The 22,794-nt window shown below is 60.3% G+C and carries 21 protein-coding genes; 12 read left to right on the plus strand and 9 right to left on the minus strand.

What is annotated here, in order from left to right:
• Positions 1 to 6 precede the first annotated feature (6 nt).
• The 5 genes from galE (at position 7) to FGE21_RS06510 (ending at position 6,318) form a co-directional block, all read left to right on the plus strand.
• The gene (galE, locus tag FGE21_RS06490; RefSeq protein WP_139662485.1) at positions 7 to 990 is read left to right on the plus strand and encodes a UDP-glucose 4-epimerase GalE; all 984 of its coding nucleotides are present in this window, start codon (positions 7 to 9) and stop codon (positions 988 to 990) included.
• A 1-nt stretch (position 991) separates the two neighbouring features.
• Entirely contained in the window at positions 992 to 2,032 is a 1,041-nt protein-coding gene (locus tag FGE21_RS06495; protein ID WP_139662486.1) for a glycosyltransferase family 2 protein, read from the plus strand.
• A 168-nt stretch (positions 2,033 to 2,200) separates the two neighbouring features.
• The gene (locus FGE21_RS06500) at positions 2,201 to 3,187 is read left to right on the plus strand and encodes a glycosyltransferase family 2 protein (RefSeq protein ID WP_139662487.1); all 987 of its coding nucleotides are present in this window, start codon (positions 2,201 to 2,203) and stop codon (positions 3,185 to 3,187) included.
• Positions 3,184 to 4,884 carry a beta-1,6-N-acetylglucosaminyltransferase gene (locus FGE21_RS06505; protein WP_139662488.1) on the plus strand — a complete coding sequence of 567 codons (1,701 nt, stop codon included), beginning with the start codon at positions 3,184 to 3,186 and terminating at the stop codon, positions 4,882 to 4,884. Before FGE21_RS06500 ends, FGE21_RS06505 begins: the two co-directional genes overlap by 4 nt.
• Before the next feature lie 6 nt (positions 4,885 to 4,890).
• Positions 4,891 to 6,318 carry a sulfotransferase family 2 domain-containing protein gene (locus FGE21_RS06510; RefSeq protein ID WP_139662489.1) on the plus strand — a complete coding sequence of 476 codons (1,428 nt, stop codon included), beginning with the start codon at positions 4,891 to 4,893 and terminating at the stop codon, positions 6,316 to 6,318.
• 143 nt (positions 6,319 to 6,461) lie between these two features.
• On the opposite strand, the gene FGE21_RS06515 is transcribed toward FGE21_RS06510, so the two are convergent.
• The 6 genes from FGE21_RS06515 to FGE21_RS06540 form a co-directional block, all read right to left on the minus strand.
• Positions 6,462 to 6,926 (minus strand): PTS sugar transporter subunit IIA, encoded by a 465-nt coding sequence (locus FGE21_RS06515; RefSeq protein ID WP_139662490.1) that lies wholly within the window; start codon positions 6,924 to 6,926, stop codon positions 6,462 to 6,464.
• A gap of 53 nt (positions 6,927 to 6,979) precedes the next feature.
• Positions 6,980 to 7,543: a ribosome hibernation-promoting factor, HPF/YfiA family gene (gene hpf / locus FGE21_RS06520; RefSeq protein WP_139662491.1), complete on the minus strand. Its 564-nt coding sequence runs from the start codon at positions 7,541 to 7,543 to the stop codon at positions 6,980 to 6,982.
• A 276-nt stretch (positions 7,544 to 7,819) separates the two neighbouring features.
• On the minus strand, positions 7,820 to 8,578 hold the full coding sequence (lptB, locus tag FGE21_RS06525) for an LPS export ABC transporter ATP-binding protein (RefSeq protein WP_139662492.1): 759 nt from the start codon (positions 8,576 to 8,578) through the stop codon (positions 7,820 to 7,822).
• Complete coding sequence (locus FGE21_RS06530) at positions 8,578 to 9,075, minus strand: LptA/OstA family protein (RefSeq protein WP_370285501.1); 498 nt, start codon at positions 9,073 to 9,075, stop codon at positions 8,578 to 8,580. Before FGE21_RS06530 ends, lptB begins: the two co-directional genes overlap by 1 nt.
• Before the next feature lie 3 nt (positions 9,076 to 9,078).
• A complete protein-coding gene (lptC, locus tag FGE21_RS06535; RefSeq protein ID WP_139662493.1) occupies positions 9,079 to 9,678 on the minus strand; it encodes an LPS export ABC transporter periplasmic protein LptC in 600 nt (199 codons plus the stop codon).
• A 75-nt stretch (positions 9,679 to 9,753) separates the two neighbouring features.
• Positions 9,754 to 10,368 carry a ribonuclease D gene (locus tag FGE21_RS06540; RefSeq protein ID WP_139662494.1) on the minus strand — a complete coding sequence of 205 codons (615 nt, stop codon included), beginning with the start codon at positions 10,366 to 10,368 and terminating at the stop codon, positions 9,754 to 9,756.
• 272 nt (positions 10,369 to 10,640) lie between these two features.
• Here FGE21_RS06540 and xylB point away from each other — a divergent pair, with 272 nt between their 5' ends.
• From xylB to FGE21_RS06560, 4 genes are read left to right on the plus strand one after another with little or no spacing between them, the layout of a single operon-like run.
• Positions 10,641 to 12,092 carry a xylulokinase gene (gene xylB, locus FGE21_RS06545; protein ID WP_139662495.1) on the plus strand — a complete coding sequence of 484 codons (1,452 nt, stop codon included), beginning with the start codon at positions 10,641 to 10,643 and terminating at the stop codon, positions 12,090 to 12,092.
• Positions 12,089 to 13,399, plus strand: a complete 1,311-nt coding sequence (gene xylA / locus FGE21_RS06550) for a xylose isomerase (RefSeq protein WP_139662496.1) — start codon at positions 12,089 to 12,091, stop codon at positions 13,397 to 13,399. The genes xylB and xylA overlap by 4 nt, the downstream gene beginning before the upstream one ends.
• Positions 13,400 to 14,413 (plus strand): aldose epimerase family protein, encoded by a 1,014-nt coding sequence (locus tag FGE21_RS06555; RefSeq protein ID WP_139662497.1) that lies wholly within the window; start codon positions 13,400 to 13,402, stop codon positions 14,411 to 14,413.
• Between the two features lie 2 nt (positions 14,414 to 14,415).
• A complete protein-coding gene (locus FGE21_RS06560; protein ID WP_139662509.1) occupies positions 14,416 to 15,729 on the plus strand; it encodes a cytochrome-c peroxidase in 1,314 nt (437 codons plus the stop codon).
• Here the strand turns inward: FGE21_RS06560 and FGE21_RS06565 are convergent.
• Together FGE21_RS06565 and FGE21_RS06570 are read right to left on the minus strand one after the other, a co-directional pair.
• The gene (locus FGE21_RS06565; RefSeq protein WP_370285502.1) at positions 15,726 to 17,279 is read right to left on the minus strand and encodes a CRTAC1 family protein; all 1,554 of its coding nucleotides are present in this window, start codon (positions 17,277 to 17,279) and stop codon (positions 15,726 to 15,728) included. The two genes, FGE21_RS06560 and FGE21_RS06565, sit on opposite strands and share 4 nt — an antisense overlap.
• Positions 17,266 to 18,480: an ROK family transcriptional regulator gene (locus tag FGE21_RS06570; RefSeq protein ID WP_139662498.1), complete on the minus strand. Its 1,215-nt coding sequence runs from the start codon at positions 18,478 to 18,480 to the stop codon at positions 17,266 to 17,268. The genes FGE21_RS06565 and FGE21_RS06570 overlap by 14 nt, the downstream gene beginning before the upstream one ends.
• Positions 18,481 to 18,666: 186 nt before the next feature.
• On the opposite strand from FGE21_RS06570, the gene xylF reads away from it, so the two are divergent.
• From xylF to FGE21_RS06585, 3 genes are all read left to right on the plus strand, one after another.
• Positions 18,667 to 19,695: a D-xylose ABC transporter substrate-binding protein gene (gene xylF, locus FGE21_RS06575; RefSeq protein ID WP_139662499.1), complete on the plus strand. Its 1,029-nt coding sequence runs from the start codon at positions 18,667 to 18,669 to the stop codon at positions 19,693 to 19,695.
• 87 nt (positions 19,696 to 19,782) lie between these two features.
• Positions 19,783 to 21,081 carry a sugar ABC transporter permease gene (locus FGE21_RS06580; RefSeq protein WP_139662500.1) on the plus strand — a complete coding sequence of 433 codons (1,299 nt, stop codon included), beginning with the start codon at positions 19,783 to 19,785 and terminating at the stop codon, positions 21,079 to 21,081.
• Entirely contained in the window at positions 21,081 to 21,863 is a 783-nt protein-coding gene (locus FGE21_RS06585; RefSeq protein WP_139662501.1) for an ATP-binding cassette domain-containing protein, read from the plus strand. Before FGE21_RS06580 ends, FGE21_RS06585 begins: the two co-directional genes overlap by 1 nt.
• Before the next feature lie 83 nt (positions 21,864 to 21,946).
• On the opposite strand, the gene FGE21_RS06590 is transcribed toward FGE21_RS06585, so the two are convergent.
• A complete protein-coding gene (locus tag FGE21_RS06590) occupies positions 21,947 to 22,687 on the minus strand; it encodes a class II aldolase and adducin N-terminal domain-containing protein (RefSeq protein ID WP_139662502.1) in 741 nt (246 codons plus the stop codon).
• Between the last annotated feature and the right edge of the window lie 107 nt (positions 22,688 to 22,794).

The raw sequence follows: 22,794 nt of genomic DNA on the forward strand, positions 1-22,794 counted from the left end.
CTGGTCATGACCAATATACTTGTGACGGGGGGGGCGGGCTATATAGGGTCCCATGCCTGCAAGGCGCTGAAGCGGGCGGGATATACCCCTGTAACCTTCGATAACCTCGTCACTGGCTGGAAGGATGCGGTCAAGTTCGGCCCGTTCGAGCAGGGCGAGCTGACAGACAGAGCCCGCCTGGACGAGGTGTTCGCGACCTACAAACCGGCGGCAGTCATGCATTTTGCCGCGCTGAGCCAGGTCGGCGAAGCGATGAGCGAACCCGGCCGGTATTGGGCGAACAATGTGGGAGGGTCGCTCTGTCTGATCGAGGCGGCAGTCGCCGCCGGATGCCTCGATTTCGTATTCTCCTCCACCTGTGCAACCTATGGCGAACATGACAATGTGGTGCTGGATGAAAACACCCCCCAGGTGCCTCTGAACGCCTATGGCGCCTCCAAGCGGGCGGTCGAAGACATCCTGAAGGACTTCGGGGCGGCATATGGGCTGCGCTCGGTCATTTACCGGTATTTCAACGTCGCCGGTGCCGATCCGGAAGGGGAGGTCGGCGAATTCCACCAGCCCGAGACGCATCTTATCCCATTGATGATCCAAGCCATTCGTGGCGAGCGTGCGGGTCTCACCGTCTTTGGTACGGACTATGACACGCCGGACGGAACCTGCATTCGCGACTACGTCCATGTCTGCGATCTGGTGGACGCGCATGTTCTGGGTCTCAAATGGTTGGAGCAGGGCAAGGAGAGCAGGGTGTTCAACCTCGGAACCGGCTCCGGCTTTTCCGTGATGGAAGTGATTGAGCACTCGCGCGCTGTCACGAACAAGGATGTGCCGCACAGTATCGGCGACCGGCGTGCGGGCGATTGCACCAAACTGGTGTCCGGTTCGACCCGCGCAGGAGAAGAGCTGGGATGGGAGCCAAAACGCTCCACGCTTGACCAGATGATTGCCGACGCCTGGAACTGGCATCAGAACGGCCATTACGAGACCTGATGTGACGGCATTGCCGCTTCCGCAAATATCTGCTGCTGCAGCCTACAGGCTGCGGTTGAAGCGACGGACCTGTCTGTGGCGCGCCTTTCGCGCCCGGCGGCGGCTGCGCCCGGTTGCAGATAATACCGCGCGGATTCTGCCTGCGGATATTATTGTGATTCTGGTGCTGCGCAACGAAATGCAGCGCCTGCCGTTCTTTCTTGATTACTACCGCAAGCTGGGCGCCGGGCATTTCCTGATCGTCGATAACGCCAGCGACGACGGCAGCTCGGCTTGGTTGCTGGAGAAGGCGCAGCGCGGTGACCTTTCGCTCTGGCAAACCTCCGACAGCTATCGAAACAGCCGGTTCGGGCTCGATTGGTCAGGGTGGTTGCTGATGCGCTATGGGCACGGTCACTGGTGCCTGACCCTCGATGCAGATGAGTTGCTGGCCTATCCGGGTATGGGCCGCCATGACCTGCGTGACCTGACTGACCACCTCGATCAGACCGGGCAAAAGGGGTTCGGCGCGATGATGCTGGATCTCTTTCCCAAGGGGCCGCTGGCGCTGCAGGAATATGACAGCCGGATGCCTCCGACGGATCTGCTGCGCTGGTTCGACGCCGGACCCTATCGCGCCGTTCGTCAATCGCCTCAGGGCAACCTGTGGCTACAGGGCGGCGCCCGCGACAGAGTGTTTTTCGCCACTACGCCCGAGCGGGCACCCACGTTGAACAAGATCCCGTTGATCCGCTGGCACTGGCGCTATTCCTACACCAACGCGACCCATGCTGTGCTGCCCCGCGACCTGAACGCGCTCTATGACGGGCCTTGCGGGGTGCTGCCATCCGGCGTCCTGCTCCATACGAAATTCCTGCCGGAGACGATTGCGCAGGCGCCCCGGCAACAGCAACGCGCAGAGCATTTTCACCGCCCCGATCTGTTTGACGACTACTATGCGCTGCTTGGCCGGGGGCCGGATTTATGGCATCCTGCTGCGGTTCGATACAGGGGCCCGGAGCAACTGGCGGAGCTTGGACTATGCTGCCCGGTTGAGTGGTAGGTCAATGAAAGAGGACACAGCCTAACCAGTTCTAAACGCATTGTTTCCATATTGGGGACGTGACATATTGTTTGCACTTGCGTGGGCCGGGTACGGTCGCGCCAGGGGCACCGGGGACGGCCCCAGATACCGGGGAAACACACTTTGGGGCTTTGGGATTCTTACCGGATGCGGATCAGGCGCAAGCGCCGGGGTCTGCGTGCCTTGCGGAAATCACGGGAATTGCGCTGCGTTCAGGACAACACCGGACGTATCCACTCCGGCGATATCGTGCTGGTTTGCACCGTTCGAAACGAGCAGATCCGTTTGCCCTATTTTCTGCAGTATTATCGCGGGCTTGGGGTGAACCATTTCCTGTTTGTGGACAACGACTCCAGCGATGGAATGCGGCAGTACCTCAAGGATATGGCGGATGTCTCGATCTGGCACACCAAAGGCAGCTACCGGAAATCTACCTTTGGTGTCGACTGGACGAACCATTTGCTGCGGAAATATGCGCATGGACATTGGTCACTGGTCGTTGATCCGGATGAATTCTTCGTCTTTCCCTTCTGTGACACGCGGCCAATCCGCGCCCTGACCGATTGGCTGGATGCCTCTCAGCTGCGGAGCTTTTCTGCCATGCTGCTGGATGTATACCCGAAAGGGCGGATTGACGAGGTGCCCTATCAGGCGGGGCAGAATCCTCTGGACATTGCCCATTGGTTTGACAGCGGCAACTACACGGTCACCAGGAACAAGACATACGGCAACCTCTGGATCCAGGGCGGGCCGCGGGCTCGGGTGTTTTTTGAAAACAAGCCCAGACAAGCACCGGCTCTGAACAAGATCCCTCTGGTCAAATGGGACCGTAAATTCGTCTTTGTCAGTTCCACGCATATGTTGCTGCCGCGGGGTCTCAATCAGGTCTATGAAACCGACGGAGGCGAGAAAGCCAGCGGTGTCCTGTTGCACACGAAATTTCTCGATACGTTTGCCGCCAAAGCACAGGAAGAGCTGTCGCGGCGGCAGCATTACGCAGGGTCCGCAGAATATGTCGCCTATGCGGACAGCCTGCAGGCACAGCCCGATCTGTGGTGCAAATGGAGTGAAAGATACATCAATTGGCGCCAGCTTGAGATCCTCGGTCTGATGTCAAAAGGGAACTGGGCATGAGCGCGGTCGGCATTGTCATGCTTGTCCACACGGCGCTGAACCGCGCTGAGCAGGTGGCGCGCCATTGGACCGCTGCCGGCTGTCCCGTGGTGATTCATGTGGACCGCATGGTCGACCGCAATACCTTTCACGCCTTCAAGGCCAAATTCGCAGGCGAGAAGCTGATCCGCTTTTCGCGCAGGCACCGATGCGAATGGGGAACCTGGGGAATTGTGGCGGCCTCTCAATCCGCGTCGGAGCTGATGCTGGATCAGTTCCCGGATGTTCGGCACGTCTATCTCGCCTCCGGTTCCTGCCTGCCGTTGCGTCCGGTGCAGGAATTGATCGACTATCTGGCCCAGCGACCGCAGACCGACTTTATCGAAAGCGCCACAACAGCCGACGTTCCCTGGATCGTGGGTGGCCTCAGCGCGGAACGTTTTACGCTGCGCTTTCCTTTTTCCTGGCGGCAACATCGCAAGCTGTTTGATCGCTATGTGGATCTTCAACGCAAACTTGGCATGCGGCGGCGCATCCCGGCCGGATTGACTCCTCATATGGGCAGCCAGTGGTGGTGCCTGACCCGTCAGACCCTCTCCGCTATTCTCAATAGCCCGGACCGGCCGCGATATGATCGCTATTTCCGGCAGGTGTGGATTCCGGATGAAAGCTATTATCAAACGCTGGCGCGGCTCCATTCACGCACCATAGAGAGCCGGTCACTGACGCTTTCGAAGTTCGATTTTCAGGGCAAACCACACATTTTTTATGATGACCACCTGCAGCTTCTGCGCCGTTCCGACTGCTTTGTCGCCCGCAAGATCTGGCCACAGGCAGAACGGCTGTATCAGGCTTTTCTGGCGGATCCGTCCAGTGGCTTGAAACGGACAGAGCCGAACCCGGGTAAGATCGACCGTATATTTGCCCGCGCGGTGGAACGCCGCACGCGGGGGCGTCGCGGGCTTTATATGCAGAGCAGGTACCCCGATCACGGTGCTGAGAATGGCTTGACCTGCGGCCCGTATTCCATGTTGCAGGGCTTTGCCGAGCTGTTTGAGGAATTTGAACCGTGGCTGGCGCGCACCACGGGGGCCAGGGTGCATGGTCATTTGTTTGCGCCGGAACGCGCGGAACTGGCGGAGGACCAAAAGCTGTTCAACGGTTGTCTCAGCGACAGTGCCAGGCTGCGTGACTATAATCCGGAGAGTTTCCTGGCCAATCTGATCTGGAATACGCGTGGCGAGCGACAGTGCTTTCAGTTCGGTCCGCGCGACACACAGAAGGCGAACTGGTTTATCGCGCGGGATGCAAATGCGCAGGTCTCGGTCATTTCCGGCGCCTGGGCGATTCCTCTGTTCAAGTCAAACCAGAGTTTTTCGAAATTACGCCGCGAGGCTGCTCGCTTGCAGCAGATCGAGGCCGAACATTTGCAGATGCTGCGCTCACGTTGGGCCAACGCCCGCATCCGGATCTGGACCATGGCGGAGTTCATAGAGGCGCCGATGGAAAACCTGCAAACTGTGGTGGGTGAGATTGGCCCTATCGCTTCCCGCCACCTGACCCAGGCGCCGCATATGGTTGACCTGACCGACTTTGGCCAGTTCCTGCAAAACCTCAAGAACCAGGGCATGCATCCCTATCTGATGGGGGATTTCCCGGTGGGCGCTCTGAAATCGAATAGCCCGGAACGGCCCCGCAAACCCTATATGGTGAGATAATCGCAGATGGCCGACACCTTTTCATGCTTTGTCATCTTCGCCGAAATGCGGACGGGTTCAAATTTTCTCGAGGCCAACCTGAACGCGATGGATGGCGTCATGTGTCATGGTGAAGCGTTCAACCCGCATTTCATCGGATACCCCAATCGCACCGAGGTTCTCGGGATTACGCAAAAGATGCGGGAAAACGATCCTCATCGGCTGCTTGCGGAAATCCAGCGCCAGCCCGATGCAGTGGCCGGGTTCCGGTATTTTCACGATCACGATCCGCGGGTTCTGGATGCGATCCTTGACGATCCGTCGATCGGCAAGATCATCCTGACGCGGAACCCTCTGGACAGCTATGTTTCGTGGAAGATCGCCCGGAGCACGGGCCAGTGGAAGCTGACCAATGTTGCCCGTCGCAAGGATGCAAAGGCACAGTTCGATGCGGAAGAGTTCAGCGCCCATGTCGAAACCCTGCAGGCCTTTCAGGTGACTTTGCTCAATCGTCTTCAATGCTCGGGTCAGACCGGATTCTATCTGGCCTACGAAGACCTGCAGGACGTTGATGTCATGAATGGTCTGGCCAAATGGCTTGGTGTACCGGCCCGGCTTGAGGGGCTGGACAGCAAATTGAAACGTCAGAACCCGGAACCGGTTGTGTCCAAGGTGAGCAATCCCGATGTCATGATCGATGCGCTGACCGGTCTGGACCGATTCAACCTGTCGCGGACACCAAACTTTGAGCCCCGCCGGGGGCCGGCCGTGCCGGGCTATGTGGCAGGTGTGGTGACGCCAATCCTCTATCTGCCGGTGCGCAACGGGATTGAGGATCCGGTGACCGGCTGGATGGGAAGCCTCGACAGCGTTTCGCCCGACGGGTTGATTTCAAAAATGAACCAAAAGCAGCTTCGGCAATGGCGGCGCGGTAATCCGGGGCATCGCAGCTTTACCGTTGTGCGCCATCCGTTGGCGCGGGCGCACACTGTGTTTTGCACGAAAATTCTGTCCAACGGTCCTGGAAGCCTGCGCAAAATTCGCGACACCCTGCGCCGTCGTTTCAACCTGGAAATACCCGAGCACGCTGTTGACGAAACCTATAGCCGGCCTCAGCACCGACTGGCCTTTGAGCAATTTCTGATGTTCCTGAAGGCGAATCTCGCCGGGCAGACCTCTGTGAGAATTGATCCCAACTGGGCCAGCCAGACGCAGGTTCTCTGTGGGTTTTCCGAACTGGCCATGCCGGACCTGATCCTGCGTGAGGAGGACATGACCGAAGATCTTCCCTGGTTGGCGCGAAAGCTCGGCAGAATGAATCCGGCCCCCGCACCTCGGGCGGAAGCGGATCATCCCCATGCGTTGAGTGGGATTTACGACGCGGAGCTGGAGGCTCTGTGCCAGTCTGTTTACCAAAGGGATTATCTGACTTTTGGCTATGGTCCATGGCGCTGAGCGGCCTACAGAAAAGCAAAAGCCCGTGGTGAAGGAGCAGTTCACCACAAGCGACTCAACAACAGCGCAAAGATATAGGGGACGGGACTGCTCCGGTGCAGATGTCCTCAGGCGCGCTCAGAGAGAGGGCCCGCCCTCTGTGATCAGGCGGCCTGGACCGACTGGTTCTCCGTCAAAATAGTATAGAGCGTCGTAGGATCCGGATTTGCGCGGAGCTTGGTGCAGAGATTCTGTTCCCGGAGGGTGCGGGACACCAGCGCAAGGGCCTTGAGGTGTTCCACGCCCGCATCCACCGGAGCAAATAGGGCGAAAACGATGTCCACCGGCTGACGGTCGACCGCGCCGAAATCCAACGGCTTTTCAAGTGAGACAAACACGCCGACGACCCGATCCACCGTGCCGAGACGGGCGTGGGGCAGGGCGACACCGTGTCCGACACCGGTCGGACCAAGGCTCTCGCGGTCCAGCAGCGCCTCGACGGTGCTCTGCGCATCAAGTTGGTGCGCAAAATTTGCGACTTCGGCGATTTCCTGAAACAGGCGTTTCTTGCTGGAGGCAGCACCAATAACCCGTACGGCCTCTTGTTTGAGGATGTTCGAAATCTGCATTGGTACTGCTCCATTCGGGGTGAAGGGGCCTTTCCGGGCCCCTTCGATTGTATTTAGGGATCGATCCACCCGATGTTGCCATCTTCGCGTCGATACACCACGTTTAATCCGGATTTGGCGTCATTTCTGAACACCAGAACAGGCGATCCGGCCAGCTCCATCTGCATTACAGCTTCGCCGACGGACAAAGACGGGATCTTGGTCTCCATCTCGGCCACGATGATCGGCTGCAACGTTTCTGGTTCTACCTCGGAACCTACCTCTTCAGAGGCGAGGATATACGAGCTGGCGCCCATAAGTTCAACAGGCTCGCTCCGGTCGCGGTGGTGATCTTTCAATCTCCGCTTGTATCGCCTGAGCTGCTTGTCCATTTTCTCCAGGCAGCCATCAAAGGCTGCATAGATTTCAGTGGCATGCGCCCTCGCTTGACAGGTCAGGCCGGTTGAAAGGTGAACGATGGTTTCGCAGACATATTCATGCGCGTTGCGGGAGAAGACGACCTGAGCATCGGTGGGTCGGCCTGCGTATTTCTCTAGAACTGTACTCAACTCCGTCTCCACGTGAGTCTGGAGAGATTCGCCGATGTCGATCTGTTTTCCGCTGACTTTGTAACGCATGTGATCTCCTTATTGTTATGCCTGACTCGATGCGACCTGACGCAGGTGTTGCGTGGTCACAGAACTACGATAGCCAGGAAGGATGGGCAGAATGTGAAGCAAGCAGTTCCGATGGTCCTGAGCACAGGGCCAATTGGGTGACTGCGACGGGATGCACATTTGCCATGCGACAATTCCATGACAATCCCCGGTCGGAGTCAATGCAAATCCATTTGCATTTGTTCGCGACGCATCCTGTTGCAGGGTCAGATGTGCGGAAACTTGCGAAAAGACGGGTTAAGAGATGCGAAAATTATCACCAAGATAGACTCGACGGACATTTTCATTCTCGACCACTTCTTCCGGGGTGCCGGACATCAGCACTTGCCCGTCATGGAGGATATAGGCCCGGTCCACGATTTCGAGGGTTTCGCGTACGTTGTGATCTGTGATCAGAACACCGATTCCACGTGTCTTCAGCTCGGCGACAAGGTTTCGAATATCGCCGACCGAGATCGGATCGACGCCCGCAAATGGTTCATCAAGAAGCAGGTATTTCGGATCTGCCGCGAGACAGCGGGCAATTTCCACCCGCCTGCGTTCCCCGCCGGACAGGGCCAATGCCGGTGCGCGACGCAGGTGTTCGATGGAGAAATCGGACAGCAGTTCTTCGAGGCGTTCGCGGCGTTTGTGTTCATCAGAAACGGTAATATCCAGCACGGCCGCAATGTTATCTTCGACGGACAGGCCGCGGAAAATCGACATTTCCTGAGGCAGATACCCGATGCCGAGCCGGGCGCGCCGGTACATCGGCAGGTTCGTCACGGTTTGCCCGTCAATGCTGACGCTGCCGGCTTCCGGGAAAACAAGCCCCGCAATCGTGTAAAAACTGGTCGTCTTGCCGGACCCGTTCGGCCCCATCAACGCGACGACCTCGCCGCGATTGAGCTCCATCGACACGTCGCGGATCACGACTTTCTTGCGATAGCTCTTGCGCATTTTATCGACGCGCAGCCCGGCGGTTCCGGGTGTGACTGTCAGTTCCGGGCGTGCCATCAGTTGTTGTCGCCGCCGGATAGGGTGGTGCGGACGCGTCCGCTGAGGGTCGCATTGCCGGTCGCAAGGTTGACCACCATATGCTCCGCACCGAGCGACGTGGTTCCCTGTGTCAGCAGCACGCTGCCCCGCAGCTCAACCAGGCCGCTGTCGACGGTATAATCCGCTTCACCGGCCTCGGCGGCGTCTGTTCCGCTGACCAAAACCACATTGCCGCGGGCCTCCAATCGTTTGATCCCGCTGCCTTCGGTCTTGTTGATGACCAAAACACTGTCGGCGCTGAGCCGCATTTGCCCCTGTATGATCAAAACATTTCCCTTGAACAGGGCAGAGCCGTCTTCCTGATTCATATCGAGCGCATCGGCGGTGACATCCACTGGCTGGGAGATGTCGGTTTTGAGCACACCAAACGAAATTTCGGTGCCCTGCGCGGTGGCGGGCGGTGCGAGAGACAGGGCGACAAGGCCGAGAATGAAAGCGATTGCTGGTCGTTGCACGTTTTATCTTTCTGCTTTTGCGGGATCGTACACCAGCTTTACGCCATTCGTGAACTCAATATGCACGGGCGCGTTCTTCGATTTTGTGAAGATCCGCATAGATCCGGCGGTAAAGTCCCCGATCGGGCCGGTGGCGGTGATGCTGCCGGGGCTGCGGGCTTCGCTGCCGCTCAATTCCGCTTCGAGTGTCTCGGTTTCAATTCTGGTGCCGTCGGTTGTCAGAATGCGGACATTGCCGGTCAGCGTCGCGCTGTTCGTATCCGGCTGCAGCGCGCCCGAATCCGACAGCAGCAGGATGCTCCGCCCTTCGGTGGTGCGAATCTCGGCTTCGAGATCGGTCGCGGACGCGGTTCCCAAATCGCTGCTCGGGAAGGCTTTGGCAGCGGCGATTGTGATTTCATGACCAGCTTCCGTGGTGCCCGTGAAGAAGGGCGCCGTGACCTGCTGACCCCGAAGCCGGTCATCTATGTCGACCTGAGCAAAGGGGATGACCGGGCGGGTTTCGACCTGCCGGGAAATCAGGAACAGCGTCGACAACAGCGCCACGGCGGCGAGCGGAAGGACAACCTTCAGGAGGGCAATGATGCGTGAGTAGCGATCCATCTTTTGGCCATCCTGTTGCCGGGTTTCATGAAAGCTGCGGGACAGGTGCGGCCCTGCGATGTGTCGTGCGATTTGTCACGAATGGGCAAAGATATCTGTATCAGGCCAGCCGGCAAGGTCCAGTTTCGCGCGGGTCGGGAGAAAATCGAAACAGGCCTGCGCCAGGTGCAGCCGCTCTTCGCGTTCCAGCCGCTTGTCCAGCTCGACCCGCAACCTGTGCAGATAGAGAACGTCCGAGGCCGCATAATCCTGTTGCGCGCGGGTGAGCGTTTCCGCGCCCCAATCGCTCATTTGTTGCTGTTTGGAGAGATCCAGCCCAAGCAGATCCTGCGTCAGGTTTTTCAATCCGTGCCGGTCGGTATAGGTGCGCACGAGGCGGCTGGCGATCTTTGTGCAGTAGACGGGCGCCGCCAATGTGCCAAACGCGTGAAACAGCGCCGCGATGTCGAACCGGCCATAGTGGAACAGTTTCAGCACCTTGGGATCAGCAAGGAGCCGGGAAATGTTGGGAGCTTCCCTCTGGTCTTTGGCAATCTGCACCACATGGGCGTTGCCGTCCCCACCGGACAGCTGCACAACGCAGAGCCGGTCCCGATGCGGGTTCAGCCCCATGGTTTCGCAATCGATCGCCACCACATCTCCAAGATCCAGATCGTCGGGTAGATCGCGCTGATAAAGTTGCGTGGCCACGTGCCTGTCCTCGGTTTTGAGCTTTGTCCGTTTTGGAATGCACTGGACATAGGGGCTTTGGCCCGTGAACTCAACAGGCGGGTGGTCGGCCCGAGCACGGGCGGACCGACCGGGGACGGGCTACTGCTGGCTGCAGCTGTGGGGCAGGATCTGATGAATTCAACGTCCGACAGATTGACAGGGATTTCCAACTCTGCTTTTATTTTACCAGCCGAAATAAATATGTGTACACCCCTAGGGCTGTGCGCAGGTGGCGACTGGGAGGAGTGACTATGTTTTTGGGTCTTGACGTGGGAACGTCGGGGCTGCGCGCGTTGCTGGCCGATGAGGGCGGCAACGTTATTGGCGTGGCAGATGCAACCTATGGGGTTTCGCACCCGCAGATCGGATGGAGTGAGCAGGACCCGCAGGACTGGATCACGGCCTGCAAGAGCGCCGTTGGCGCGCTGCGCTCCGCACATCCCGGTGAACTGGCGCGGCTGCGGGGCATCGGTCTCAGCGGCCATATGCATGGCGCGACCCTTCTGGACAAGGCAGGCGAGGTCCTGCGGCCCTGCATCCTTTGGAATGACACGCGCTCCGCAGAGGAAGCCGCAGCGCTCGATGGCATCACGGGCGTGCGGGAGCTTTCGGGAAATATCGTCTTTCCGGGGTTTACCGCGCCGAAACTGGCCTGGGTCAAAACGCACGAGCCGGAGATCTTTGCACAGGTCGACAAGGTCCTCCTGCCGAAAGATTACCTCCGGTACTGGCTGACGGGCGCTTTCATTTCCGACATGTCCGACAGCGCCGGCACGTCCTGGCTGGATGTCGGCGCGCGGGATTGGTCACAGCCTTTGATGGAGGCCTCCGGCATGCGCCGCGATCAAATGCCCGAGCTTGTCGAAGGGTCCGCGCCCGGCGGTGAGCTGCGCGCTGTCCTGCAGCAGGAGTGGGGCATCCGGGGGCCGGTCAGTGTTGCCGGTGGCGGCGGTGACAACGCGGTGGCGGCATGCGGCGCTGGTTGCTTTCGCGAGGGAGAGGGGTTTGTGAGCCTCGGCACCTCCGGTGTCCTGCTGGCGGCAAAGTCGCAATACCTGCCTGACCCGGCTTCGGCGGTGCATACATTCTGCCATGCGGTACCGGACACCTGGTATCAGATGGGCGTCATTCTCGCGGCAACCGATTGCCTGAACTGGCTGTCCCGTACCGTCGGGCAAACACCCGCAACGCTGGCGGGACTGCTGCCCGAGCGGATCGATCGCCCGTCGTCGATTACCTTCCTGCCGTATCTGTCGGGCGAACGCACACCGCATAACGATGCCCGTATCCGGGCCAGTTTCGTGGGCCTTGATATCGGTGACGGCCCGGCCGAGCTGACCCAGGCAGTGATGGAGGGCGTCGCCTTCGCCCTGCGGGACTGCCTTGAGGCGCTGAAGGGCACGCAGACAAATCTCACCCGGCTTCTGGCCGTGGGCGGCGGCACGCAATCGCCCTATTGGGTGGAAACGCTTGCGACCGTGCTGGGCATTCCGCTCGACATTCCGGACAAAGGTGAATTTGGGGCCGCGCTCGGGGCGGCACGCTTGGCCATGGTGGCCGATGGCGCCGATCTCGCAGGCGTCATGACCGCACCGCCGACCTCTCATACCGTAGATCCGCGCCCGGACCTGGCGGAGGCCTTCGAGGCCTCCTACGCCACCTACCGCGCGCTTTATCCAAACATGAAAGCACTGATGACATGACCACAGGTTTCTTTGGCGACGTTTCGCAAATCCAATACGAAGGCCCCGACAGCACAAATCCGCTGGCCTTCCGGCACTACAATCCCGACGAGGTGATCCTTGGCAAGCGGATGGAAGACCACCTCCGGTTTGCCACCTGCTACTGGCACAACTTCGTCTGGCCGGGCGGTGACCCGTTTGGCGGCCAGACCTTTGACCGACCGTGGTTTGACACCACCATCGAGGCCGCAAAGCTGAAGGCTGACGTTGCGTTTGAGATGTTCACCCTCCTGCAGTCGCCCTTCTACTGCTTTCACGACGCTGATGTGCGTCCCGAGGGGGCGGATTTCGCGGAAAACACGCGCAACCTGAACGAGATCGTCGACTATTTCGCCAAGAAGCAGGAAGAGACCGGAGTCAAGCTGCTCTGGGGCACCGCAAACCTGTTCTCCCACGCGCGCTTCATGTCCGGCGCGGCCACAAACCCCGACCCGGATGTCTTTGCCTTCTCCGCCGCGACCATCAAGACCTGTATGGATGCCACCCATCGCCTCGGCGGTGAGAACTATGTTCTGTGGGGCGGTCGCGAAGGCTATGAGACGCTGCTGAATACCGATCTCAAGCAAGAAGACCAGCAGCTGGGTCGGATGCTCAATATGGTGGTCGAATACAAGCACAAGATTGGTTTCAAGGGTGCGATTCTGGTGGAACCGAAACCGCAGGAGCCGACCAAGCACCAGTATGACTATGACACCGCGACGGTCTATGGCTTCCTGAAACGGCATGGGCTGGAAAACGAGGTCAAGATGAACCTCGAACAGGGGCATGCGATTCTGGCAGGTCACTCCTTCGAGCATGAAATCGCCATGGCGCAGGCGCTGGGCATCTTCGGGTCGGTCGACATGAACCGCAACGACTACCAGTCCGGCTGGGATACCGACCAGTTCCCCAACAACACCCCGGAGGTGGCGCTGGCCTATTATCACATCCTCAAACACGGTGGCTTCAGCACCGGTGGCACCAACTTCGACGCCAAGCTGCGCCGCCAGTCCATCGATCCCGAGGATCTGCTGATCGCCCATGTGGGCGGGATGGATATCTGTGCCCGCGGATTGAAAGCCGCAGCCGCGATGATCGAAGATGGCACGATGGACGATTTTGTCACCGACCGCTACGCCGGCTGGCAGCGCCCGGATGCCCAGGATATGCTCTCGGGCAAGCTGACGCTGGAGGATATGGTGACCAAGGTCGAAGCGGGCGGTATCAATCCCAAGCCGCGCTCCGGCCGGCAGGAATATCTTGAGAACGTTCTCAACAGGTTCGTCTGAATGACTGCGGCGCAGATCATTGATCACGGGATATACAACGGGCACCGGCTGCAGGAGGCCCGGCTGCGCAGCGGCGGGCTCTCGCTCAGTCTGCTGAACGTCGGGGCCGTGACACGTGATCTGCGCCTGCATCACAATGGCGCGGACCGACCGCTCGTGCTCGGGTTCGATGACCCGGCAGAGTATCTGGCAAACCCCGACTATCTTGGCGCGATCGCCGGCCGGGTTGCCGGGCGGATCAAGGACGCCCGGTTCGAGCTGGACGGGCGGGTCTGGTCGCTGGCGGAGAACGAAGGATGCAACCAACTCCATGGCGGGCCCGGCGGTCTCTCTCATGTCCCATGGGAGATGGAGTTGCTGCCGGACGGCTCTGCTCGGCTCACCTATCATTCTCCGGATGGCGAAAACGGCTATCCCGGGGCGGTGGACTTCACCGTGGTCCTGCGGCTGGAGGATATGGCGGTGGAGTATGACATGACCGCAACCGTCAGCCAGCCAACGCCCGTCAGCCTCGCGCAACACAACTACTATAATCTTGCGGGCGGGGTCGGGCCGATCTGGGATCATCGGCTGCAGGTCGATGCCACGGGATACTTGATGCTGGACCAGACCGCGGTGCCGAACGGTGAAATCGCGGCTCTGGACGGGCTGCATTTCGACATGCGTCTGGGCAAATCCCTTGGCGATCTGGACCCGGACCGCCTTGGCAGCGACATCAATCTGGTGTTCGCATCAGGGCGGGACCAGGCCAAGCCGGTGGCGACCCTGACGGCTCCGGACGGGCTGCAGATGCGGGTCTTTACCGACCAGCCCGGCGGACAGGTCTATACCGCCTCCGGGCTGACGCCAAGTTCCGGTGGTCTGCCGGGGCAAAGGATTGCCGCTGATATGGGCGTCTGTTTTGAGCCGCAGGGATTTCCGAATGCGGTCAACCAGGCGCATTTTCCCAATGTGATCGCGACACCAGACCGGCCATACCGTCAAAAACTGCGGCTGGAATTCAGGTCGACATGATCATGATACGGTGCCTGGCCCTTCTTGCATCCGTGCTCATCGCGCCTGTCCTGCAGGCGGGCGAGCGGCCGGATCTTGGCCCGCGTCCGGTCTTTCCCGCGCCGGATATGGCGGCGGTCGAGTTGGGGCAGTTGCTGTTCTATGATCCGATCCTGTCCGGCAACCGCAATATCGCTTGCTCCACCTGTCACCACCCTAGATTCGGCACCAGCGATGGTGTGTCCCTCGGACTTGGCGAGGGAGGGATAGGTCTGGGCCCGGATCGCGTCGTGGACCCGAAAAACCCGCCGGAACAGCGTATTCCCCGAAATGCACCGGGGTTGTGGAATCTCGGCGCTCCGGAATTTACAGTGATGTTCCATGACGGTCGGCTGGAGGACCACCCGGATCACCCCGGCGGCATACGCACTCCGCTGGGCGAGGATATGATATCGGGGTTTGACGATGCCCTGGCGGCGCAGGCGATGTTCCCGGTGCTGTCTGCCGATGAAATGGCCGGGCATTACTCCGAAAATGACGTGGCCCAGGCGGTCCGGCTTGGCCAGTTGTCCACGCCGGGTGGTGCCTGGGACCGCATATCGGCCCGGATCGCGGATATCCCGGAGTATCGGACCCGCTTTGATGCGGTATTGGGTCAGGGCGCGCGCATCACCTTTGCCGATATCGCCAATGTGCTTGCCGATTTCATCCGCTTTGAATGGCGCGCAGACAACAGCCCCTTTGATGTCTATATGGCAGGCCGGGGCGACCTGCCGTCGGCTGCTATCCGCGGGATGGATCTGTTCTACGGCGCGGCCGGGTGCAGCCAGTGTCACAGCGGCTGGCTACAGAGCGATCAGGGTTTTCATGCGCTTGCCGTACCGCAGCTTGGCCCCGGCAAGGCCGCCCGGTTCGAAGCGCATAATCGCGACGAGGGGCGCCTTCGCGTGACCGGAGCCTCCGAGGACGCCTTTGCGTTTCGCACGCCGTCACTGCGGAATGTGACCCTCACCGCGCCCTATGGTCATTCCGGGGCGTTTGCCACGCTGGAGATGATGGTGCGCCACCACCTGGATCCGGCCCGGTCATTGCAGGGCTATGATCCCGACCAGACCATTCTGCCCATGCTCGAAGGCGCGGCTGACTGGCGCATTCACCAAAGCGCGCCCGAACGGGCCGCCCTGATATCGGCCGCGACCGTCGCGACGCTCTCCCTCAGCGATGCGGAGGTTTCCGATATTGTGTCATTCCTGTCCAGTTTGACGGATGAGTCGGCTGCAGCCGGACGTCTGGGGGTGCCCGATGCCGTTCCCAGTGGGCTGCCGGTGGATCGCTAGGGCGTCAGCACCACCCTTTGGTTGCGCATCACGCGCTGCCAGTTCCCGGCGCGCCCGCCCGGCCATATGACCCGGATCATGGCGGATTCTGCATCTCCGAGCCCGACATGCAGATCGCCGCTGTCGCCGCCCGCATGGCCTCCGCCGACGGTGACTTCGCGGGTGAGTATGCGCCCGTCAATATCGATCTCGACAAAGGCGCCGATCGCCCGGGTGTTGGGGGCAGGGGCGCGGAGCTGCAGCAAGATCCAGTTGCCGGCCGCCGCGCTGGTGTTCTGCCAGACCTCCATCGGCGCGCGGCGGTTGACGACGGCAATATCCAGCAGACCATCCCGATTGAGATCCACCAATGCGCCACCGCGACCGCGATGAAGGCTGGCGATGCCCGCCGCCTCGCCCACCTCGGAAAACGTGCCATCGGTCTGTTGAAGCATCAGGTTGTTCGGATCCTTCTGAGCGGCATCCGGCATCTGCTCCACATTGCCTTTGGTGACAAAGATATCGTCGCGGCCATCGTTGTTCACATCTCCGAACGCGGCGTGCCATCCGGTCGAGGGGCGTCCGTCACCGCCGGTATAGGGGCGATGCGCCGTGGTGCCGTATCCATAGGTGACATCCTCCCAGACCGGGCCATCCGTAGCCGGGCTCTGGAGTTGGAATTTCTGGTCGCCCATCGAGGTCAGATAGACGTCCTGTAACCCGTCCCCGTTCATATCGCGCGATGCGATTCCCATGCCCCACAGCGCATAGGGGCGCCAGCCCTCTTCGGCAGAATAGAGCCTCGGATCCGTCTCCATTGCCCACATCTGCTCCTGCCCGCCGCGCACGTAATAATGGCGGTCATTTGACAACCGCAGATCGGCTCGCCCGCTTCTGTTCCAGTCGCTGAACAGCACCGACAATGCGCAATACCCCGGCGACAGGAGGCGCGGCGCCCCATAGCTGCCGTCAACTGGCCGGTAGAGCAGGGTATCGTCACAGGTGCCGAACGGCCCATCGGGATCAGAACGGTCCACATAGGTTCCAAACGCAAGAGTCGGCAGATCATTTCCGGCTTCCCAAGTGGCAGAGAAACCGGTGGTCCAGCGATCATCACCTGTCACGGCCAACCTGTCGAAACGGGTAAAATCACAGGCCCCCAGCCCCTTGAGCAACACATCCGCCCCGGCCCGCAGAACAGCCAGATCGAGGATGCCGTCGCCGTCGATGTCCAGCGGGTAGGCCCCTGTCACCCCGGTCAGCGCCAGCGCCTCCGGTGTTTGCGGCACAAAGGACAGGGCCGCAGTGCGGGAGTCCGTGGTGTTCCGAAACAGTTGCGAAGGGTTTTCCCCGCCGGCCGCAAAAAGTTCGGGCAAATCATCCCCGTTGCAGTCGAAAACCGCCAGCCCGCCGCCGACGTAATGCTCCCAGCCTCCGTCGTAGATATGGTCCGCAAGGGGAACAGCGGTGAAGGTCGGGCCGGTTTGATCTGCCATTGCGGCCTGTTCGGAAAACGCGGCCTGTGCGGACAGTACTGCGGCGATCAGGGCAAGTTTTTCAGGCCGCCGCATGGACGAATTCCTTGACGGTCTGTGCCGTGACTTCCTCGATCCCGTAGGCTGCCGCTCCCTTGGCCCACATCAGATCGCCCCAGTCATGCACGATGACCTCCGGCAGGGGGGCATCAACCTGCACGACCCAATGGCGCATTTCATCGATGACTTTGCCGGAATAGAGGTGATCGAAGGACAGGCGCGCCCCGGCAAGAATGATCCGCGTCGGGTCGAAGATATTGACCACATTGGCCAGCCCCATCGCAAACATCCTGCGCGCGCGATCCAGAATGGACTGGGCCATGCTGTCTCCGTTTTCGGCGGCCTCGAACAACGAGGCAAGCGTGTGGTGACGGTCGCTGCCGCTGGATATATTTGCCTCGCGCAGAAGCGCGTAATCCCCGACGTAGGCCTCAAGGCAGCCGCGTTGTCCGCATTGGCACAGCGCCCCTTCGAGATGCACCTTTGTATGGCCGAATTCGGCGCCGCATCCGCGTGTGCCGCGATAGATCTGCCCGTCGATCACGATGCCCATACCGACCCCGTGCTCGATGGTGATGACAATGAAATTGTCGCAGGTGCGGCCCTCGCCGAAGAGATGTTCGGCCTTGGCCACAAGATTGGCGTCATTGTCCAGAAAGACAGGGCAGGGCAGCACCTCGGCCAGCGCTTTGCCAAGATCGACATTGCGCTCGATCAGGGATGAGGACCAATAGACGAAACTGCGCTCTGCATCGACCATACCGGCCAGTCCGAGCCCGATGCCGGAGAGGTCCTCAATACTGAATCCGCCTTTCTGGCAGGTGAATTCCAGCGCCCGGCGGATCTGCGAGCAGAGCTCGGGGACTGGCATACAGCCCTTGACCAGCGGCATTTCATGGCTGGCCAGTTCGTTGCCGACAAAATCGGTGATGACGGTGGAGATCACATGATGCGATACCTTGAGGCCGGCAATGCGATGCGCGGCGCCGCGGATTCTCAGGGCGACGCGCGGTCGGCCGCGCCGGGCTTCGGAGGTTGCTTCTGGCGCGACCTCTTCAATCAGGCCCGCCCCCAGCAATTCCGCGGTGATCGCGGTTACCGTGGCGGGGCTGACGCCGGTCGATTTTGCAATGTCGATTCGGGCGATGTGTTCGGCACTGCGAATCACATCCAGAATTTGCTGACGTCCATTTTCGCGCTGATCGCCGGATGACGACAGCTTTCCTGCTCGTGCCAAATTGATGCTCCTCCCGTGCCGGACAGGGTTGCAATGCCTTTATATGGCAGCTTGCAATTAACCCGACAACGTCTCCCTGAGGAAAGGATACATGATTTAATTTGAAACTCAAAAAAAATATTGCTACACATGACTCACTGTGCGGGACCACTGAAGAAACTGGCCCGCACGCCAAGGGAGGAAAATATGAAATTTCTGAACGGACTTTCCGTTATCGCACTTAGTGCATTTGCTGCATCCTCGGCCTTCGCTGCGGATCTGACCGTCGGCGTGAGCTGGTCCAACTTCCAGGAAGAGCGCTGGAAAACAGACGAAGCCGCTATCGTTTCCGCGCTGGAAGAGGCCGGAGCCGAGTATATCTCTGCTGACGCTCAGTCGTCCTCTGCAAAGCAACTGTCCGACATCGAAAGCCTGATTGCCCAGGGCGTTGATGCTCTGATCATTCTGGCGCAGGATGCTCAGGCGATTGGCCCGGCTGTTCAGGCCGCCGCTGACGAAGGCATCCCGGTCGTCGCCTATGACCGTCTGATCGAAGACAATCGCGCGTTTTACCTGACCTTCGACAATGTCGAAGTGGGTCGTATGCAGGCGCGTGCAGTGTTCGAGAAGATGCCCAAGGGCAACTATGTGATGATCAAAGGCTCTCCGACCGACCCGAACGCAGACTTCCTGCGTGGTGGCCAGCAGGAGATCATCAACGCGGCTGTTGAAAGCGGCGACATCACCATCGTCGGCGAAGCCTATACCGATGGCTGGCTGCCTGCGAACGCACAGCGCAACATGGAGCAGCTGCTGACCGCCAATGACAACAAGGTCGATGCGGTTGTGGCCTCCAATGACGGCACCGCCGGCGGGGTTGTTGCAGCGCTGACAGCTCAGGGCATGGAAGGTATCCCGGTCTCCGGTCAGGATGGCGATCACGCTGCCCTGAACCGCGTTGCCAAGGGCACCCAGACCGTATCCGTCTGGAAAGATGCCCGCGACCTCGGCCATGCAGCCGGTGAAATCGCCGTGTCTCTGGCCGGTGGCAGCGCCATGGAAGAGATCGAGGGGGCGACCTCCTGGACCTCTCCGTCGGGCACCACCATGACAGCAAAGTTCCTCGCACCGGTTCCGGTGACCAAGGACAACCTGTCCGCCGTTGTCGACGCGGGCTGGATCACCCAGGAAGCGCTCTGCCAGGGTGTGACCGGCGGCCCGGCGCCTTGCAACTGATCACTTGAAAACACCGACCTGCGTTCCGGGACCCTCCCGGGGCGCGGGCGCCCTCGCTACTTAAATTGCTGAATACTGGAGCCGGACATGACCGTCACCACGTCTCAGCCAGTCACTCCCCAAAACAAGCGAAATATATTCCAGCAATTGGAGCTGGATGTACGGCTATTGGGAATGATTGGCGCCTTTATCATCCTTTGCATCGGGTTCAACCTGGTTACGGATGGGCGTTTCCTGACGCCACGCAACATTTTCAACCTGACGATCCAGACGGTTTCGGTTGCGATCATGGCCTCCGGCATGGTGTTCGTGATTGTCACCCGTCACATCGACCTCAGCGTTGGCGCCCTGCTGGCGACCTGCTCGGCGGTCATGGCCATGACGCAGACGGAATTCGTACCGCATGTCCTGGGTCTGGGGCTCAATCACCCGATTACATGGATTGTGGCCGTCGGTGTCGGCCTGGTGACCGGCACGCTGATCGGCGCGTTCCACGGCTGGATGATTGGCTATCTGACCATTCCGGCGTTTATCGTGACCCTCGGCGGTTTTCTGGTGTGGCGCAACGTGGCCTGGTATCTGACCGATGGCCAGACGATCGGACCGCTCGACTCGACCTTCATGATGTTCGGCGGCACCAACGGGACCCTCGGGACCTCGCTCAGCTGGATCCTCGGGCTGGTGGCGACGGTTCTGGCGCTTCTGGTGCTGTGGAACGCCCGCCGCGCCAAGCTGGCGCATGATTTCCCGGTCAAGCCGGTCTGGGCCGAGGTGGTCATGGGGCTGGTGGTGTCGGGCGCGATCCTTGGATTTGTCGCGGTGCTCAACGCCTATGACATTCCGACCCGCCGTCTCCAGCGCATGTTCGAGGCCAGGGGCGACGTCATGCCAGAGGGGCTGACCATGGGCTACGGCCTGCCGATTTCGGTGCTGATCCTGATCGCGGTGGCAATCGTCATGACCGTGGTGGCGCGGCGCACACGCCTCGGGCGCTACATCTTTGCAACCGGTGGCAACCCGGACGCGGCAGAGCTGTCGGGCATCAATACCCGCCTGCTGACCGTCAAGGTGTTCTCGATCATGGGCTTTCTCTGCGCCCTGTCCGCCGTTGTCGCCTCGGCCCGTCTGGCCAATCACTCCAACGACATCGGAACCCTGGACGAGCTGCGGGTGATCGCGGCGGCCGTCATCGGAGGAACCGCCCTGTCCGGCGGCTTCGGAACCATCTACGGTGCCATCCTCGGGGCGCTGATCATGCAGAGCCTTCAGTCCGGCATGGCGATGGTGGGCGTTGATGCACCGTTTCAGAACATCGTTGTGGGCGCGGTGCTGGTCGCGGCTGTCTTTATCGATATTGTCTATCGCAAACGTGTGGGGGCCAAGTAATGACCACTCCCAAGGAACTCCGCGCCCAGGGCGCGACACCGATGGTGGCAATGGATGACATCTCTGTGTCCTTCGGCGGCATCAAGGCCGTGGACCGCGTCAGCGTGGACCTGCACCCGGGCGAGGTCGTCGGTCTGCTGGGCCACAACGGGGCCGGGAAATCCACCCTGATCAAGGTGCTCTCCGGCGCATATCAGATGGACAGCGGCGAAATTCGCATCAACGGCGACAAGGTGGAGATCACCAACCCCCGCGATGCGCGCAGCCACAACATCGAAACCATCTACCAGACGCTGGCTCTGGCGGATAACCTCGACGCGGCGTCGAACCTGTTTCTGGGACGGGAGATCGTCACCTCGACCGGTCTGGTGAACGATGCGGCGATGGAGGCCGAGTGCCGCAAGATCATGGGCCGGCTGAACCCGAACTTTCGCAAGTTCAATGAACCCGTCTCGGCCTTGTCAGGGGGTCAGCGGCAGTCGGTGGCCATCGCGCGCGCGGTCTATTTCAACGCCCGCATTCTGATCATGGACGAACCGACCGCCGCGCTTGGCCCGCATGAGACGCAGATGGTGGCGGAGCTGATCCAGCAACTGAAGGCACAGGGTATCGGCATCTTCCTGATCGACCACGATGTGCATGCGGTGATGCAGCTGTGCGACCGGGCGTCAGTGATGAAGAACGGCCAGCTGGTGGGCACTGTCGATATTGAGGATGTGACGGATGACGACCTTCTGTCGATGATCATCCTCGGCAAGAAACCCGGCGAAGCGGCGGCCTGAGTGCTGCGGCGAACCGATTGACGGAAAGGGGCGCAGAGGCGCCCCTTTTTTGTGACGGGCCTTTATGTGTGCTGGACCGGGGGTCATTTGGCGTAGTTGGCGCCCTCATCATCCAGAATGGCCTTCAGCGCCGCCAGATGCGCTGCCGAAGCATCCGGGTAGTCCTCAAGTTCGCGGGCGGTCTTTTCCGCAACCTCGGGGGATAGTTCGCGAAGGGGGCGCCCGGTTTGCAAGGCGCGGATGTATGTCTCTGCGGCGCGCTCGAAATAATAGAGCCGGTTGAACGTCTCTGCCACGGTTTCGCCGATCACCAGAACGCCGTGGTTGCCCATGATCATGACCTTGACCTTCGGATCGGTGAGCATGGCGGCACAGCGCGATCCCTCATCCGCAAAGGCGAGCCCGCCGTAGCCGTCGTCAATCACCGTGCGATTGTAGAAGGTCGCGCAATTCTGGTCGATGGGCGGCAGGCGGCTGTCCTCAAGGCAGGCCAGAACAGTGGCATGGATCGAATGCACATGCATGATGCAGCGCGCCTGGGGGCAAAGCCGGTGCAGCGAGCCATGCAGCCCCCATGCAGTCGGATCGGGGGCATCCGGGCGATCCATCGTGCGGGCGTCGTTGGCGTCCACCTCAAGCAGATCAGAGGCCTTGATGCGGGCAAAATGGCTCTGATTGGGATTGATCAGAAACCGGCTGCCGTCGTCATTGAGCGCCAGCGAGAAATGGTTTGCGACGGCCTCGTGCATATTGAGCCGTGCCGTCCAACGGAAGGCCGCGGCCATATCGACTCGTTCCTGCCAGTGGTCGAGATTTGCATGCATGTGGAAGATCCCTGAATTGAAGTCAGGGTCACTCTAGCGACAGAGGCTGCCTAGTGACAGATGCAGCACTGTGTAGGGGGAGTATGGTGCCCAGAAGAGGACTCGAA

The organism is Phaeobacter sp. B1627, assembly GCF_006265095.1.
Classification (GTDB): domain Bacteria; phylum Pseudomonadota; class Alphaproteobacteria; order Rhodobacterales; family Rhodobacteraceae; genus Epibacterium.